Raw genomic sequence first — 16,182 nt, 5'->3', positions numbered from 1 at the left:
TGTTCCGTGTGAGACATGGGATCTTCCGCAGGTTATTTAGGGACCAATCTAGGGGAGGAAAAGCGGTTTTTAAGCGATCAGCTCGGCCATAGCCTGGCGGAATCGCGCCGAAATTTCCTCTCTCTTTCGATGGCGGCCGCCTTCGACCTGCTTGCGGCCCAGTGCCCAGACGCCATCGACCTTGACGCCGCCGGCAAAAGTCCAGTGATCGAGAATACGGTCGCCGGAGAGATAAGGCACGGCACTCACATCGAGCGAAACGATATCGGCATGGTTGCCAACGGCAAGGGCTGCCGGTGCCTTAAGAGCTGCGCCGCCGCCCGCCAGCGCGCCATCGTACAGCATGCGGGCGGTCGAGCCGCCGGTCGTGGCGATGACGTTGCGGGCGCGCAGCGCCAGACGCTGCGAATATTCGAGCTGCCGCAACTCCTCGGGCACCGAAATCAGGATGTTGGAATCCGAGCCGACGCCGTAGCGGCCGCCTTCTTCGAGGAAGAGCGGTGCAGCAAAAACGCCGTCGCCGAGATTGGCCTCGGTGATGGGGCAAAGGCCGGCGACCGCGCCGCTTCTAGCCATGCGCCGGGTTTCATCCTCGGTCATATGCGTGGCGTGGATCAGGCACCAGCGCTCACTCATAGGAGTGTTGTCGAGCAGCCATTGCACCGGGCGGGCACCCGACCAGGCGATGCAGTCTTCGACTTCTTTCACCTGCTCGGCGACGTGGATATGGATCGGTCCGTCGCCGGCGATCGGCACGAGTTTGGCCAGCTCTTCCGGTGTCACGGCGCGCAGGCTATGTGGCGCAATACCGAGTTCGGCGCCGGGCAGGCGGCCGGTGACCGCGCGGCAGCCGGCCATCAGCGCTTCGAAGCTCTCGATCGAATTGATGAAGCGGCGCTGGCCCTCGATGGGAGCGGCGCCGCCGAAGCCGGAATGGGCATAGAAGACGGGTAGAAGAGTCAGCGCGATGCCGGTCTCGGTGCTGGCGGCGCCGATGCGCTCGGCCAGTTCGGCGATATTGGCATAATGGCTGCCGTCCTTGTCGTGATGCAGGTAGTGGAATTCGCCGACGCGAGAGAAGCCGGCTTCCAGCATCTCCATATAGAGCTGCGCGGCAACGGCCTCGACATGATCCGGGGTCATCGACAGAGCGAATTTGTACATGACGGTGCGCCAGCTCCAGAAGCTGTCGTTGGCCGGGCCGCGGACTTCGGCAAGGCCAGCCATGGCGCGCTGGAAGGCGTGACTGTGCAGGTTCGGCATCGCCGGAACCAGAACATTCTGCCTGTCATCACCGTCTTCGGGAGCGACATCGGTCGCGATCTCGGCGATGCGGCCGTCTTCGAGGGTCAATCGTACATTCTCGTGCCATCCGTCAGCAAGCAAAGCCGTGCGTGCATGAAGTCTCGTCATGATCTCACCCTTTCCTTTTGGACGCCGAGTCCAAAATCCCTCTTGTCAGCCTTTCGATTATGTATATACATTACGAGCCAACGAGGAAAGGCGTAAAGCTGATGGGTGGGAACAATTTTTCCGAAGACGGCCCCAACGATGGCAGGGAAAGCGACGCGGCCGGCCGCGTCTGGCGCAATGCTCGCCTTGCGACCTTGATAGAGGGCGAGCCTCGGCTCGGCACGATCGAGAAGGGCGCGATCCTGACCAAGGGCGGCCGTATCGTCTTTGCCGGCCATGAAGCCGATCTGCCCGATACGTCAGGCGCTGAAATCATCGATCTCGAAGGGCGCTGGGTAACCCCCGGCCTCGTCGATTGCCACACACATATCGTCTATGGCGGCAATCGCGCCCGCGAATTCGAGATGCGGCTCGAAGGTGCGAGCTACGAAGAAATCGCCCGTGCCGGCGGCGGCATCGTTTCCTCCGTCAACGCGACGCGCGCGCTATCGGTGGACGAGCTAGTTGCTGCTGCCTTGCCGCGCCTCGACACGCTGCTGTCCGAAGGCGTGACGACGATCGAGGTGAAATCGGGCTACGGCCTCAACATTGAATCCGAATTGAAGATGCTGCGAGCCGCACGCAAGCTGGGGACAGTCCGCCCGGTTCGCGTCGTCACCTCCTATCTCGGCGCGCACGCGACCCCGGTGGAGTACAAGGGCCGCAACGGCGACTATATTACCGATGTCGTGCTGCCCGGCTTGAAACAGGCGCATGCCGAAGGTCTTGTCGATGCTGTTGATGGCTTCTGCGAAGGTATAGCCTTTTCGACGGCGGAAATCGCCCGCGTCTTCGATCTTGCCAAGTCGCTCGGTATTCCGGTGAAGCTGCATGCGGAGCAGCTTTCCAATCTCGGCGGCGCCAAGCTTGCCGCCTCCTATGGTGCTTTGTCAGCCGATCATGTCGAATATCTCGACGAGGACGGCGTCAAGGCAATGGCTGCGGCTGGAACGGTTGCCGTGCTGCTGCCCGGCGCCTTCTATGCCATCAACGAGAAGCAGAGGCCGCCGGTTCAAGCCCTGCGTGATGCGGGCGTCTCGATCGCCATCGCCACGGACTCCAATCCCGGTACCTCGCCGCTGACCTCGCTGCTGCTAACCATGAACATGGCTGCCACCCTTTTCCGCCTGACGGTCGAGGAATGCATCGCCGGCGCCACCCGCGAAGGGGCGCGTGCCCTTGGGCTGCTCCCCGAAACGGGTACGCTCGAAACCGGCAAGTCGGCCGATTTTGCCATCTGGGATGTCGAAAGCCTCGCGGAGCTTGTCTACCGCATCGGCTTCAATCCCCTCCATGCCCACGTATTCAAGGGAAAAAGGTTCCACCGATGACCGTCGTTCTCCATCCCGGCTCCGTTTCGCTGCAACAATTGGCGGCAATCTACTGGACCGGTGAGCCCGCCAAGCTTGATGCTTCCTTCGATGCCGGCATTGCCAAGGCCGCGGCCCGCATCGCGGAGATCGCTGCCGGCAATGCGCCGGTCTATGGCATCAATACTGGCTTCGGCAAACTGGCCTCCATCAAGATCGACAGCGCCGATGTCGCGACTCTTCAGCGCAATCTTATCCTCTCGCATTGCTGCGGCGTCGGCCAGCCGCTCCCTGAGAATGTCGTTCGCCTCATCATGTCGCTGAAGCTCATTTCGCTCGGCCGCGGCGCCTCCGGCGTGCGACTGGAGCTGGTACGGCTGATCGAAGGCATGCTCGAAAAGGGCGTCGTGCCCGTCATCCCCGAAAAGGGCTCGGTTGGCGCTTCCGGCGATCTGGCGCCGCTCGCGCATATGACCGCTGTCATGATGGGTCATGGCGAGGCCTTCTATGCCGGTGAGCAGCTCTCCGGCGCGGCAGCGCTCGAAAAGGCTGGCCTTAAGCCGGTCGTACTTGCCGCCAAAGAAGGACTGGCACTGATCAACGGCACGCAGGTGTCGACCGCGCTTGCGCTTGCCGGCCTCTTCCGCGCCCATCGTGCCGCCCAGGCTGCCCTCATCACCGGCGCCATGTCGACGGATGCGGCCATGGGTTCTTCCGCCCCGTTCCATCCCGATATCCATACGCTGCGCGGCCATAAGGGCCAGATCGATACCGCTGCTGCCCTTCGCGGCCTGCTGGCAGGCTCAGTGATCCGCGAAAGCCATATCGAGGGCGACGAGCGTGTGCAGGACCCTTATTGCATCCGCTGCCAGCCGCAGGTGGATGGCGCCTGCCTCGACCTTCTGCGTTCCGTCGGCCGCACGCTCGAAATCGAAGCCAATGCCGTGACAGACAATCCGCTCGTGCTTTCGGACAATTCCGTCGTTTCCGGCGGCAATTTCCACGCCGAGCCTGTCGCCTTTGCGGCCGACCAGATCGCCATTGCCGTCTGTGAAATCGGCGCGATTGCACAGCGCCGCATCGCGCTGCTCGTCGACCCCGCGCTCAGCTACGGCCTGCCGGCATTCCTCGCCAAGAAGCCGGGCCTGAACTCCGGCCTGATGATTGCCGAAGTGACCTCGGCGGCGCTGATGTCCGAAAACAAGCAGATGTCGCATCCGGCCTCGGTCGACTCGACACCGACCTCCGCCAACCAGGAAGACCATGTGTCCATGGCCTGTCATGGCGCCCGCCGCTTGCTTCAAATGACCGAAAACCTCTTCGCCATTATCGGCATCGAAGCGTTGACCGCTGCCCAGGGCGTCGAGCTGCGCGCGCCGCTGACGACCAGCCCGGAACTGACCCTTGCCATTGCTTCGATCCGCGCCGCTGTGCCCTCGCTGGAAGAGGACCGCTATATGGCGAACGACCTGAAGGCTGCCAGCGACCTCATTGCCTCCGGCGCACTCAATGCCTCGATTTCAACCGACATCCTGCCCTCCTTGGAGATGTGACATGACCAATCCACGCCATAATATCCGCGAAGTCCGCGCGCCCCGTGGTCCGGAGCTCAATGCCAAGAGCTGGCTGACCGAAGCGCCGCTGCGCATGCTGATGAACAACCTCGACCCGGATGTCGCAGAAAACCCGAACGAGCTGGTCGTCTATGGCGGCATCGGCCGCGCCGCCCGCACCTGGGACGATTTCGACCGTATCGCCGCGACGCTGAAGACGCTCAACGAAGACGAGACGCTGCTGGTGCAGTCCGGCAAGCCGGTCGCCGTGTTCCGCACCCACAAGGATGCGCCGCGCGTGCTCATCGCAAACTCCAACCTCGTGCCGCATTGGGCGACCTGGGATCACTTCAACGAGCTGGATAAGAAGGGCCTTGCCATGTACGGCCAGATGACGGCCGGCTCGTGGATCTATATCGGCACGCAGGGCATCGTGCAGGGCACCTACGAAACCTTCGTCGAAGCCGGTCGCCAGCACTATAACGGCGACCTGAAGGGCAAGTGGATCCTGACCGGCGGTCTCGGCGGCATGGGCGGCGCACAGCCGCTGGCGGCCGTCATGGCTGGCGCCTGCTGCCTTGCCGTCGAGTCGGACGAAACTCGCATCGATTTCCGCCTGCGTACCCGTTATGTCGACGAGAAGGCAAAGACGCTCGATGAAGCACTTGCCCTGATCGACAAGTGGACGAAGGCCGGCGAAGCCAAGTCCGTCGGCCTGCTCGGCAACGCCGCCGAAATCTTCCCGGAACTCGTAAAGCGCATGAAGGCCGGCGGCCCGCGCCCGGATATCGTCACCGACCAGACCTCCGCTCACGACCCGCTAAACGGCTACCTGCCGGCAGGCTGGACGGTCGCTGAACACCGGGCTAAGCGCGAGAGCGATCCGAAGGCCGTTGAAGCTGCCGCCCGCGCATCGATGAAGGTGCATGTCGAAGCCATGGTCGATTTCTGGAACGCCGGCGTGCCGACGCTCGACTACGGCAACAACATCCGCCAGGTTGCCAAGGATGAAGGTTTTGAAAACGCCTTCGCCTTCCCGGGCTTCGTACCGGCCTATATCCGTCCGCTGTTCTGCCGCGGCATCGGTCCGTTCCGTTGGGCTGCTCTCTCGGGCGATCCGGAAGATATCTACAAGACCGATGCCAAGGTGAAGGAGCTGCTGCCCGACAACAAGCACCTGCACAACTGGCTCGACATGGCGCGCGAGCGCATCGCCTTCCAGGGCCTGCCGGCGCGCATTTGCTGGGTCGGCCTCGGCGATCGCCACCGCCTCGGTCTCGCCTTCAACGAAATGGTCAGGAACGGCGAGCTGAAGGCGCCTGTCGTCATCGGCCGCGACCATCTCGATAGCGGCTCGGTCGCGTCACCGAACCGCGAGACGGAAGCCATGAAGGACGGCTCGGATGCCGTTTCCGACTGGCCGCTGCTCAACGCTCTGCTCAACACCGCATCGGGTGCCACCTGGGTATCGTTGCACCACGGCGGCGGCGTCGGCATGGGTTTTTCCCAGCACTCCGGCATGGTCATCTGCGCCGATGGCACGGATGACGCGGCCAAGCGCCTGGAGCGGGTTCTCTGGAACGACCCGGCAACCGGCGTCATGCGCCACGCCGATGCCGGCTACGACATCGCACTCGACTGGGCTAAACAGCAGGGCCTGCGCCTGCCCGCCATCCTGGGGAATTGATGAGACGCTTCCCGGCCTCAATATTTTCGATTGAGGCCGGGATAACGCAAGATGATTTCGTCGACGGTGATCAATGGAATGCCTTCGACAATGGCCTGAGCGATCAAAATGCGATCGAATGGATCTTTGTGAAGAGGTGGAAGCCCGGCAATTGCGATCGTGTGTTCGCTGATGATCGGCAGCTCTTTGTAGCCAGCCTCCATTAGCTTATATCGCAACCGAAATGGGTCGGTATGAAAATCGCTTCGCCCCGAACCATGTTTGATCGCGACTTCCCAAATACTCGCAGGGCTAAAGAGGAGCTCGTTTTCGTCGTTATCGATGAGCGCTCTCACCTCCTGCGAGAGTAGTGCGATATCACCCGCCGCCCATATGAGGATATGCGTATCAAGGAGAAATCTCATTTGTTGGCGATGTCGTCACGATTGCCGTAGAACATCTCCTCGATTTCATCAGCCATCATGGTGTCGAAATCGTCTGGAACCACGATTTCGCCTTTCATGAAACCGATGCGCCGCTTCTTTGGCGCCTCCTTCTCTTCGATCGGGACGACCTTCACCATCGGCTTGCCCGCCTTGGCGATGATGAAAGCTTCGCCCTTGGCGGCTTTTTCGATCAGCCGCGATAAATGCGTTTTCGCCTCATGAATGTTGACGGTTTCCATAGCAGGCTCCGAATGGACTTAGTCCACTAAACTTAGTTTACTCTGAATCGAATTGCAATGATGGGACAGGAACAGATGGCAATGCCGAAAATCACGCTTCTCCGCAGCGATAGTCACCGTCGCATGCCTTGGAAAAACGGCGGCGGCGAAACGGTGGAGATCGCCGTTTCGCCCGAAGGCGTCGGGCTTGCCGACTTCGACTGGCGCGTCAGCATGGCAACTGTTGCGACGGACGGGCCGTTTTCGGTTTTTCCGGGTATCGATCGTACGCTATCTATCCTTGATGGCGAGGGCATGACCCTCTTCATCAAGGGGCGTGCGCCCGAGCGCTTGACGCAGGCGAGCGAGCCGCTGCCCTTTGCTGCCGACGCGCCGACTTCGGCGACGCTGATCGATGGCACGATTACGGATCTCAATGTGATGACGCGGCGGGGGCGTTTCACGCATTCGGTGAGGCGCGTTTCGGTCGACGGAAATAGCAAAGTCGCCTTCGAGGCTGGGACGACCCTTGTCCTTTGCCATCGCGGCAATGCTGAAATCGATGGCACGGCGCTTAACGCAGGCGATTGCCTGCTTGTCTCGGAGAGTGACGTCGCAGAGCGGTCCATTTCGGGCAAGGCGCAGCTGTTCTGGATTACCATTAAGGCAATATAGCCGGCTATGAGATGTTCTTCGGCTTGACATGAACCCGTATGATTATCCTATTTCTACTCAGCAGAGAGAGGATAGCCGGCATGAGCGACGACCAGATCCCCGCCGATAGCAAGCTCACGACTTCCAAGCGCCGCTGGGCGGCGGAGGGCAAGTTTCTGACGGGGCGTATCAGCCGGCCGGAGACCGAGCGGTTGCCGCCGGGGCAGCATCTCGTCAAGAACTGGCCGGTGCTCGATCTCGGCGTGCAGCCGCAGATTTCATTGTCCAGTTGGCGGCTCGATGTGATCGGTTTCGTGGAAAAGCGCCTCAGCCTCGATTGGGCAGCTTTCCAGGCGATCGGGCAAAGCACCCGTGTCAGCGACATTCACTGCGTCACGACCTGGTCGCGCTACGACAATCGCTGGGAAGGGGTTTCCACGCGCGAACTGCTTGATCTCGCCATGCCGACGGCGGAGGCGCAACATGTGCTGCTGACGAGCTATGACGGCTATACCACCAACCTGCCGCTTGCGGATTTCGCGGCCGAAGATGCCATTCTCGCTACTGCCTGGGAGGGGCAGCCGCTGACCGGCGAACATGGCGGGCCGATGCGCCTCGTCGTGCCGCATCTCTATTTCTGGAAGAGTGCCAAGTGGTTGAACCGCATCGAACTCATCGGCGCCGACCGGGCCGGCTTCTGGGAGAAGAACGGCTATCACATGTATGGCGATCCCTGGCGGGAGCAGCGCTACGCGGACGATTGACGCTCCCGGAGCGCTGCGGGTGAGGGGGCTTTGGATTGGCTGTCTCGAATCGTAGTTCTTATGTCACCGTGTCAATTTTTCGCGGCGCCAGCCGGGTTGGTGGCTTTGCAAGCCACCATCATGGGCGTATTCAATGATCATATGATTGCTGCCGAAGCACCGGCTCCCTTGAACGCCATTCAGTGAAATTCATCTCATGACCGTTGCCCGGACTATAGAAGAGCCTTCCGAAGCAAGTTTCGGCCGGCAGTCCCGCATCATCGCCTTTGTCGTCGCCGTTTCCTTTTTCATGCAGTTTCTGGATGGGACGATCATCACCACCTCGTTGCCGCAGATGGCGGTAAGTTTCGGCGTCGAGCCGGTCTCGATGAGCATCGGCATCACGGTCTATCTGCTCACCATGGCGGCTTTCGTGCCGCTCGCAGGCTGGGCTGGCGATCGCTATGGCGCCCGGCGGGTGTTTTTGGCATCCATTGCCATCTTCACCATGGCGTCGCTGTTCTGCGGCCTCTCGGGCAATTTGACCGAGTTCATCATTGCCCGCGCCGTTCAGGGTATCGGCAGCGCGCTGATGACGCCCGTGGGACGCATCATCGTGCTGAAGAATGCTCGCAAATCCGATCTGGTGCATGCGATGTCGATGATCACCTGGCCGGCGCTGACCGCTCCGGTCATCGGTCCGGTGCTCGGCAGCTTCATCACCACCTATCTCAGCTGGCATTGGAACTTCCTGATCAATATCCCGATCGGCATCATCGGGCTCGGCCTCGTTCTGCGCTTCGTGCCGGATCAGCGGGAGGAAAAGGTCGCGCGGCTCGATTTTATCGGCTTTCTGCAATCGGCGGCGGGGCTGACCTTCCTGCTTGCCGGCCTCGAATTCGTGGTGCAGGGGACGACGGGGCTGGCGGCCAGCATTGCGTTGATCGCCGCAGGTGCGGGTTTTTCCATCATTGCCACCCGGCATTTCATGAAGGTCGATGCGCCCTTGCTCGATCTCTCCGCCTTCAAGGTGCAGACCTTCGCCATGTCGACACTTTCGGCGGGTACGGCGAGCCGTGTGGCGATCAACGCTACGCCTTTCCTGATCCCGCTGCTTTTCCAAGTTGGCTTCGGCCGCTCGGCGATCGACGCGGGCTCCTATCTGCTGTTCTATTTCGCGGGCAATCTCGGCATGAAGGCGATCACGACGCAGATGTTGAGAATCTTTGGTTTCCGCAACGTGCTCGTCGTCAACGGGCTGATCTCGTCCGCCAGCATTGCCGGATGCGCGCTTCTGTCTCCCTCGACACCAGACCCGTTGATATATTGCCTGCTATTCATCGCCGGCCTGTCGCGTTCGATGAACTTCACGGCGCTGAATACGCTGGGGTTTGCCGATATCCATGCCGCGCAGCGCAGCTCCGCTTCCACATTGTCGAGCATGCTGCAGCAGGTTTCGCTGCTACTGGGCGTCGCCGTCGCTGCCGCCGTTCTCAATCTCTCGCGCACGATTCATGGTGGGGAAATGCTCTCGCTCATCGATTTTCGCTGGGCTTTCCTCATCATTGGCCTTATCGGTGGCATCTCCGCATTGCGTTTTATCAGCCTGCCGCACGATGCCGGCGCAGAGGTATCCCGCCACAAAGTGAAGACCTGATCAAAACCTTCAAATTCTTAATGATATTGACAGGCAAGCCGCTGTAAAATGGCCTGCCGGTTCCCATATGAAACTTGCGTCAACTCCTACAGGAGGCAGTCCCATGCTGCTCAGAACCCTCGCTATCTCCGCTCTCGTCGTCGGCGTATCCAGTGCCGCCATGGCCGAGCAGATGCACAAGCATCACCCCAAGCGCGTCAATATCGAGGCGTTCCAGGCCGATGTCGGCAGCGTCGACCATTCGAAGGATGCAATCCTTCCGGACGGCACGATCAACACCGATCCGTCGGTGACCGGTCCGATTCGTGCCGGCGATTCCATTTCCCGCCTGCAGTGCGCCGCTGCCCCTAACTCCGTCGGCGCTCGCTCGAGCACCTATAGTGCAGGCTCCGCTTCGCTTTGCCCGTAATGGCGTAATGGCTCAAGCTGGCCTAAAGCGCGTCGCGATCTTTCAGATTCGCTTCTCACGCTTTAGGTCTTTGATTTTGCGCATGTCGTCGTCGCAAAACCGCTGCACACTTTTACGCGACATGCTCTAAGCCAGCTCGATATCCGTCTGCTTGAAGCGGTCGCTATTCGACAATAGCGGCTGGCGATAATAGCGAGCGCAGGCATAGGTCATGCAATCGTCCAGGCTGAGGCGCGCCGGATGGCCGCCTTGGCCATAGCGCTCGTAAGCTTCGGTCGCGAGAACTGCGGCACGAGGCGGCACGGCGAGCAGTTGGATGTTCATCAGCTGCAGGAAAGTCCGCACCGCTTCGCCGGCCTCGGTCGGTGATAATCCCAAAATAGTGGAAATCTGGATCGCGGCATTTGCTGCGACAAGCGGCGAGGTCATGCGGGCCGTTGCCGGCTGCATGCGGATGGCAAAGGCGCGCGCCTCCTCCTCGTCGGTCAGCATTGCCACCAAAACCGAAGCGTCGATGAACATCAGGGCTCTCCTGTCATGCCAGTGCCGGCGCCCTTGGCGGTGGCTTTCTGCTTGAGATTGCGGCAGAATGCGACGGCGACATCGGCAAGGGCCGGTTTGGTCAGCTCCTCATCGAGCGCCTTCTGCAGGGCAAGCCGAACGGCTTCCGTCTTGGTAGTGGCCTTGGTCAACGCCTGATAGCGGCGCGCCAATCGGTCGATGGCGTCGTCCTTGATGTAAAGCGGCATGAGATATCCTTTGAATCTTTGCGGATATCCTTAGAGCCTGTCTGGTTTGAGGGCAATCGCATCTGTTGCCTGCTTGTGTTCCGTGTGCATCGATATTTAGATGACGAACATCATCTAACATGCTAGCAATGACATCAAGCTGTTTGCTTGACCGTGAGGAGATGTCATGCCCGCTATCGATCCCGTTGTCATCGTTTCCGCCACGCGCACGCCGCTCGGCCGCTTCCAGGGAGATCTTTCGCCCCTGCAGGCGCCCGAGCTCGGTGCGCATGTCATCCGTGCTGCGCTGGAGCGCGCGGGACTTTCTGCCGAGAGAGTGGACGAGGTTCTGTTCGGCTGCGTCCTGCCTGCGGGGCAAGGGCAGGCGCCGGCCCGGCAAGCTGCGCGCGGGGCTGGCCTTCCGGATGCCGTCGGCGCCACCACCATCAACAAGGTCTGCGGTTCGGGCATGAAGGCGACCATGCTGGCACATGACCTGCTTCTCGCCGGCTCGGCCTCCATCGCGGTCGCCGGCGGCATGGAATCCATGTCGAATGCGCCTTATCTGCTCGCCAAGGCGCGCGGCGGCTATCGCATGGGCCATGACCGCATCTTCGACCATATGATGCTCGACGGGCTGGAGGATGCCTATGAGAAGGGTCGCTCCATGGGCGATTTCGGCGAGATGGCGGTCGAGGCCTATCAGTTCAGCCGCGACGATCAGGATGCTTACGCGGTCGAAACCCTGTCGCGCGCCCGCAAGGCGCTCGAGACCGGCGCTTTCGAAGCGGAAATCACGCCGATCTCGGTGAGTGGCAAGGGTGGTCCGGTCACAATCGCCAAGGATGAGCATCCGCAAAAGGTTTCGCCTGAAAAGATCCCGACACTCAAGCCGGCCTTCCGCAAGGATGGCACGATTACGGCTGCCAGTGCCTCGGCCAATGCCGACGGTGCGGCAGCGTTGATCCTGACGCGCCGTTCGCTCGCCGAGCGCGAGGGCTTGCCGATCCTTGCCGAAATCAAGGCGCATGCGACGCATTCTCAGGAGCCTGCCTGGTATACGACCGCGCCGATCCCGGCGATCCGCAAGGTGCTCGACAAGAGCGGCTGGAAGATCGGCGATGTCGAGCTTTTCGAGATCAACGAGGCCTTCGCCGTCGTCGCCATGGCGGCCGCAAAGGAACTCGGCATTGCCCGTGACCGTCTCAATGTCAACGGCGGCGCCTGCGCGCTCGGTCACCCCATCGGCGCTACTGGCGCGCGGCTGATCGTGACGCTGCTGCATGCGCTGGAGCGCCAAGGTGCAAGGAAGGGCGTCGCGGCCCTTTGCATCGGGGGCGGCGAGGCTACGGCGATTGCGGTAGAGAGGGTCGGCTGACTGGAGCGATAGAGGGGCTAGCCAGGCACGCCTATTGATGTCGCACCTGCCGGCGTGGCCCCTCATCCTAGCCTTCTCCCCGTGGGGGAGAAGGGCAATCCCTCTAGTTCGCCAATCTCAGCCTCAGTGCATTGCCGATAACCGAGACTGACGACAGGCTCATCGCCGCTGCCGCAATCATCGGCGACAGCAGCAGGCCGAACACCGGATAGAGCACGCCGGCTGCCAGCGGCACGCCGAGCGCATTGTAGCCGAAGGCGAAGGCAAGGTTTTGCTTGACGTTGCGGATCGTCGCTTCCGAGAGATGGCGGGCGCGGACGATGCCGTTGAGATCGCCCTTGACCAGCGTGATTCCTGCGCTTTCCATTGCGACATCGGCGCCCGTGCCCATGGCGACGCCGACATCGGCAGAGGCAAGTGCCGGAGCATCGTTGACGCCGTCGCCCGCCATGGCAACGATGCGGCCCTTGGCCCGCAGCTCGTCGATCAGCGCTTTCTTGCCTTCCGGCAGCATGTCCGCGCGCACTTCGTCGATGCCAAGCTCTCTGGCGACGGCAGCGGCGGTCTTGCCGTTGTCGCCGGTCGCCATGACGATCGCCAGGCCGCTTTCATGCAGCGCCTTGATGGCGGCTGCCGTGGTCGGCTTGATCCGGTCGGCAACAGCGATGAGGCCGGCCAGCTTCTGGTCGATGGCGACGAACATGACGGTCTTGCCCTCGCTGCGCAGGCGTTCCGTCTCTGCTTTCAATGCGTCGGTCGCAACGCCGAGATCGGACATCATCGCGGCATTGCCGAGGGCGATCGCGGTTTCGCCGGCGCGGCCCTCCACCCCCTTGCCGGTCACCGCCGAGAAGCCGGAGATCTCGACGAAGCGCGCACCGCGTTCCTCGGCGCCGGCAACGATGGCTTCGGCCAGTGGGTGTTCTGAACCGCGCTCAAGGCTGGCGGCGAGGGAGAGGAGGTGTGCCTCATCTATGTCCGCCGCAGCGACGATGTCGGTCAGGTTCGGTTTGCCTTCCGTCAGCGTGCCGGTCTTGTCGACGATCAATGTGTCCACCTTGGCGAAGCGTTCCAGCGCCTCGGCATCGCGCACCAGCACGCCCTCCTGTGCGCCGCGGCCGGTGGCGATCATGATGGACATGGGCGTTGCCAGGCCCAGCGCACAGGGGCAGGCGATGATGAGCACCGCGACGGCGGCAAGCAGCGCATGCGCCAGCCTCGGCTCCGGCCCGACGAAGGCCCAGACGGCAAAGGCGATGATGGCGGCTGCGACGACCGCGGGCACAAAGACGGCCGAGACGCGGTCGACCATCGTCTGGATGGGGGCGCGTGAGCGCTGCGCCTTGGCGACAAGCTCGACGATGCGCGAGAGCGTGGTTTCGGCGCCGACTTTCTCGGCCTGCATGATGAGTGCGCCGTTCCTGTTGATCGTGCCGCCGGTCAAGGCGTCACCCTTGGCCTTCTCGACCGGCAAGGGCTCGCCCGTAATCATCGATTCATCGATGGTCGATTGTCCCTCGACAACGGAGCCATCCACAGGGACGCGCTCGCCGGGGCGCACGCGCAGCCGATCGCCGGCCTGGATCTCGTCGACGGGCACATCGGTTTCGCTACCATTGGCGCCGATGCGTCGTGCCGTTTTCGGCGCGAGATCGAGAAGGGCGCGAATGGCCGAGCCGGTGCGTTCGCGGGCTTTCAATTCCAGTACCTGGCCGACGAAGACCAAGGCGACGATCACGGACGCTGCTTCGAAATAGACGGGCACGCTCTCGCCATGCCCTCGGAAGCTCATCGGAAACAGGCCGCGGGCAAGCGTCGCAATCACGCTGTAAAGATAGGCGGTGCCGACGCCGAGACCGATCAGCGTCCACATATTGGGGCTGCGGTTGACGAGCGAGTTCCAGGCGCGGCGGAAGAAGGGAAGAGCCGCCCAAAGCACGACCGGCGTTGCAAGAACAAGTTCGGCCCAGGTGGCGATCGGCTCGCCGATCCAGTCGCGAATGGGAAGGCCGATCATCGGCCCCATGCTGATGGCAAGCAGCGGCAGCGACAGGACGGCGCTGATCCAGAGCCGCCGCGTGAAATCAACAAGCTCGGGGTTCGGGCCTTCATCGGCGGCCGGGACACCCGTCGGCTCCAGCGCCATGCCGCATTTCGGGCAGTCGCCAGGATGGTCGCTGATCACCTCGGGATGCATCGGGCAGGTATAGAGCGTGCCCTTCGGCATCGGCTTTGGCGCCGGCTTGTTGCCGTCGAGACAAGCCGATGGGTCCGCTTCGAACTTCACCTTGCAGCCGGCCGAGCAGAAATAGAATTTCTCGCCCTCGTGCTTCGTGAAATGGCGGGCAGTGGCGCGATCGACCGTCATGCCGCAGACGGGATCCTTGGCCGTGAGGTAGTTTTCCGGCGCAGCCTCGAATTTTGTACGGCAGCCATTGCTGCAAAAGTGGAAAGTGCGGCCGCTATATTGCAGCGACGGCTTGCCGGCATCGGGGTCGACGGTCATGCCGCAGACGGGATCGCGGATCACTTCATCCTGCGTGTGGGCGTCATCGTGATCGTGTCCATGATGGCTGTGATCGTGCTCGTCATGCGGTGCCATGTCATACTCCTTTGCCCGAAGGGGCTTCGGACAGGTCTATGGACCTTCCCATCGCTGGAAGGTCAAGCCAGAAAATAGTGATTGCCATCCACAGTTCACAGAGCCGCCTTCCTATCTCGCTGCGGATGGCGATGATAAGTTCCGTAAGATCGATGCAATGATGTGATTCCAATGCGATATGATCTGACCACGCTGCCGCTTGCCGCGCTTCTGCCTGCCGTCGTCAAGGCGGAAGATATGCTGGCCCGGCTGGATGAGCGCGTGCTGAGGCATGCGGTAGCGAATGGCTTTCGCGAGCGTGGGCACTTTTTCGATGCTGCCGGTGCGCTTTGGGTGGGAGGCGAACTTGTGCATGTGGAGGATCTCGTCCTGCACGATGCGCGCATGGATACGCGCACCCCGACTCATGAATTGACCATTGCCCATTCGGTGCTGCGCAGCCGTCGCCGTCTATGGGCCGCCGATCCGTCCTGGGGCCTGGAGCCGGCTGGCCTTGCCGTGCTGCGCGGTGAGGTCGGCGAGACCAACGAGGGTAGCACGCCGCGTTCGACCTCTGCCCGGTCCATCGAGCCTGACGAGCCGGAGGATGATTTCGGCGTCGATTTCGCCGAGATCGACGCGATCCTCGCCCGATCCGACAAGATCCTGAATGGCGGCGTTCCGGAACCCAGGCAGCCGATTATCGATGCCCAGGATCCCCTGGCACTCATCCGAGACGAAGATTGGGATGAGGATGAGCGGCTGGACAGCTGGCGCGCCGTCATGCGCGAGGCGGATCTGCTGCCGGCTACCCTGGGTGCCGCGGTGCTTTTCGATGCCTGGGAAAGGATCGAGCCGCTGCGGCGGCAGCATTGGCTCGGCGGCTTGCTGGCCAGCGCTTATCTGCGCAGCCGGGGCAAGGTGACATCGCACCTCTTCTGCCTGAATGTCGGCCTGAAGGCCGTTCGCCATGACCGCCGGCGAGCGCCGGACCGCACCACGCGGCTGACGGCGTTTCTGGAGGCCATGGCACTTTCGGCCGATTCAGGCCTCAAGGAGCTTGATCGGCTTTCGCTTGCCAAGCTGCAGATGGAAGTGCGGCTCAAGGACAGGCGGTCCAACAGCAGTCTGCCTGAGGTCATCGACATCGTGCTATCGCGGCCGATCGTCTCGGCAAAAATGATTGCGCGCCATGTCGGCATTACCTCAAGGGGCGCGCTCAATCTCGTGACCGAACTCGGCCTGCGCGAAATGACCGGGCGCGGGCGCTATCGAGGCTGGGGCGTACTTTGATGTGCTGCAACGGCTGGTGTGGGTAGCGCCGCCGTCCCTTGCAACCACAACCCTGGTTTTCGTCCAATGTTACAGTTTGTTACGCTAAGTGGCG

General features: G+C 61.9%; 15 protein-coding genes. 9 read left to right on the top strand and 6 right to left on the bottom strand.

Annotated elements, in window-relative coordinates; translation table 11 throughout:
• Positions 1 to 69 precede the first annotated feature (69 nt).
• Entirely contained in the window at positions 70 to 1,413 is a 1,344-nt protein-coding gene (locus FHX05_RS23320; RefSeq protein WP_183874803.1) for a formimidoylglutamate deiminase, read from the bottom strand.
• 101 nt (positions 1,414 to 1,514) lie between these two features.
• On the opposite strand from FHX05_RS23320, the gene hutI reads away from it, so the two are divergent.
• The 3 genes from hutI to hutU are packed head-to-tail and all read left to right on the top strand — an operon-like array spanning position 1,515 to position 6,002.
• Positions 1,515 to 2,783 (top strand): imidazolonepropionase, encoded by a 1,269-nt coding sequence (hutI, locus tag FHX05_RS23315; RefSeq protein ID WP_183874801.1) that lies wholly within the window; start codon positions 1,515 to 1,517, stop codon positions 2,781 to 2,783.
• Complete coding sequence (gene hutH / locus FHX05_RS23310; RefSeq protein WP_112400758.1) at positions 2,780 to 4,315, top strand: histidine ammonia-lyase; 1,536 nt, start codon at positions 2,780 to 2,782, stop codon at positions 4,313 to 4,315. The genes hutI and hutH overlap by 4 nt, the downstream gene beginning before the upstream one ends.
• Before the next feature lies 1 nt (position 4,316).
• The gene (gene hutU / locus FHX05_RS23305) at positions 4,317 to 6,002 is read left to right on the top strand and encodes a urocanate hydratase (RefSeq protein ID WP_183874799.1); all 1,686 of its coding nucleotides are present in this window, start codon (positions 4,317 to 4,319) and stop codon (positions 6,000 to 6,002) included.
• 17 nt (positions 6,003 to 6,019) lie between these two features.
• Here hutU and FHX05_RS23300 read toward each other — a convergent pair whose 3' ends face one another.
• Both FHX05_RS23300 and FHX05_RS23295 read right to left on the bottom strand, forming a co-directional pair.
• Complete coding sequence (locus FHX05_RS23300) at positions 6,020 to 6,406, bottom strand: type II toxin-antitoxin system VapC family toxin (protein WP_112606661.1); 387 nt, start codon at positions 6,404 to 6,406, stop codon at positions 6,020 to 6,022.
• Positions 6,403 to 6,666: a type II toxin-antitoxin system Phd/YefM family antitoxin gene (locus FHX05_RS23295; protein WP_112606659.1), complete on the bottom strand. Its 264-nt coding sequence runs from the start codon at positions 6,664 to 6,666 to the stop codon at positions 6,403 to 6,405. The genes FHX05_RS23300 and FHX05_RS23295 overlap by 4 nt, the downstream gene beginning before the upstream one ends.
• A 75-nt stretch (positions 6,667 to 6,741) precedes the next feature.
• Here FHX05_RS23295 and FHX05_RS23290 point away from each other — a divergent pair, with 75 nt between their 5' ends.
• The 4 genes from FHX05_RS23290 (at position 6,742) to FHX05_RS23275 (ending at position 10,108) form a co-directional block, all read left to right on the top strand.
• Entirely contained in the window at positions 6,742 to 7,320 is a 579-nt protein-coding gene (locus FHX05_RS23290) for a HutD family protein (RefSeq protein ID WP_210294965.1), read from the top strand.
• An 80-nt stretch (positions 7,321 to 7,400) separates the two neighbouring features.
• On the top strand, positions 7,401 to 8,063 hold the full coding sequence (locus tag FHX05_RS23285) for a sulfite oxidase-like oxidoreductase (protein ID WP_183874797.1): 663 nt from the start codon (positions 7,401 to 7,403) through the stop codon (positions 8,061 to 8,063).
• Between the two features lie 196 nt (positions 8,064 to 8,259).
• Positions 8,260 to 9,699, top strand: coding sequence for an MFS transporter (locus tag FHX05_RS23280; RefSeq protein ID WP_183874795.1), 1,440 nt, complete (start codon positions 8,260 to 8,262; stop codon positions 9,697 to 9,699).
• Positions 9,700 to 9,802: 103 nt separating this feature from the next.
• Positions 9,803 to 10,108, top strand: coding sequence for a hypothetical protein (locus FHX05_RS23275; RefSeq protein WP_183874793.1), 306 nt, complete (start codon positions 9,803 to 9,805; stop codon positions 10,106 to 10,108).
• 126 nt (positions 10,109 to 10,234) lie between these two features.
• Here the strand turns inward: FHX05_RS23275 and FHX05_RS23270 are convergent, their stop codons facing one another.
• Positions 10,235 to 10,630 carry a type II toxin-antitoxin system VapC family toxin gene (locus FHX05_RS23270; protein ID WP_183874791.1) on the bottom strand — a complete coding sequence of 132 codons (396 nt, stop codon included), beginning with the start codon at positions 10,628 to 10,630 and terminating at the stop codon, positions 10,235 to 10,237.
• Entirely contained in the window at positions 10,630 to 10,857 is a 228-nt protein-coding gene (locus FHX05_RS23265) for a type II toxin-antitoxin system VapB family antitoxin (RefSeq protein ID WP_112336248.1), read from the bottom strand. Before FHX05_RS23265 ends, FHX05_RS23270 begins: the two co-directional genes overlap by 1 nt.
• Positions 10,858 to 11,023: 166 nt before the next feature.
• Between FHX05_RS23265 and FHX05_RS23260 the strand changes: the two genes are divergently transcribed.
• The gene (locus tag FHX05_RS23260) at positions 11,024 to 12,214 is read left to right on the top strand and encodes an acetyl-CoA C-acyltransferase (protein WP_112606648.1); all 1,191 of its coding nucleotides are present in this window, start codon (positions 11,024 to 11,026) and stop codon (positions 12,212 to 12,214) included.
• A gap of 103 nt (positions 12,215 to 12,317) precedes the next feature.
• Here FHX05_RS23260 and FHX05_RS23255 read toward each other — a convergent pair whose 3' ends face one another.
• A complete protein-coding gene (locus FHX05_RS23255) occupies positions 12,318 to 14,816 on the bottom strand; it encodes a heavy metal translocating P-type ATPase (protein WP_183874789.1) in 2,499 nt (832 codons plus the stop codon).
• A 171-nt stretch (positions 14,817 to 14,987) separates the two neighbouring features.
• Here FHX05_RS23255 and FHX05_RS23250 point away from each other — a divergent pair, with 171 nt between their 5' ends.
• A complete protein-coding gene (locus tag FHX05_RS23250) occupies positions 14,988 to 16,088 on the top strand; it encodes an RHE_PE00001 family protein (protein WP_183874787.1) in 1,101 nt (366 codons plus the stop codon).
• Positions 16,089 to 16,182 lie beyond the last annotated feature (94 nt).

It is taken from the genome of Rhizobium sp. BK491 (assembly GCF_014194925.1).
Classification (GTDB): Bacteria; Pseudomonadota; Alphaproteobacteria; order Rhizobiales; family Rhizobiaceae; genus Rhizobium.
Note: the sequence above shows the minus strand (reverse complement) of the source record. Positions and strands in the feature narration are given on the sequence as shown.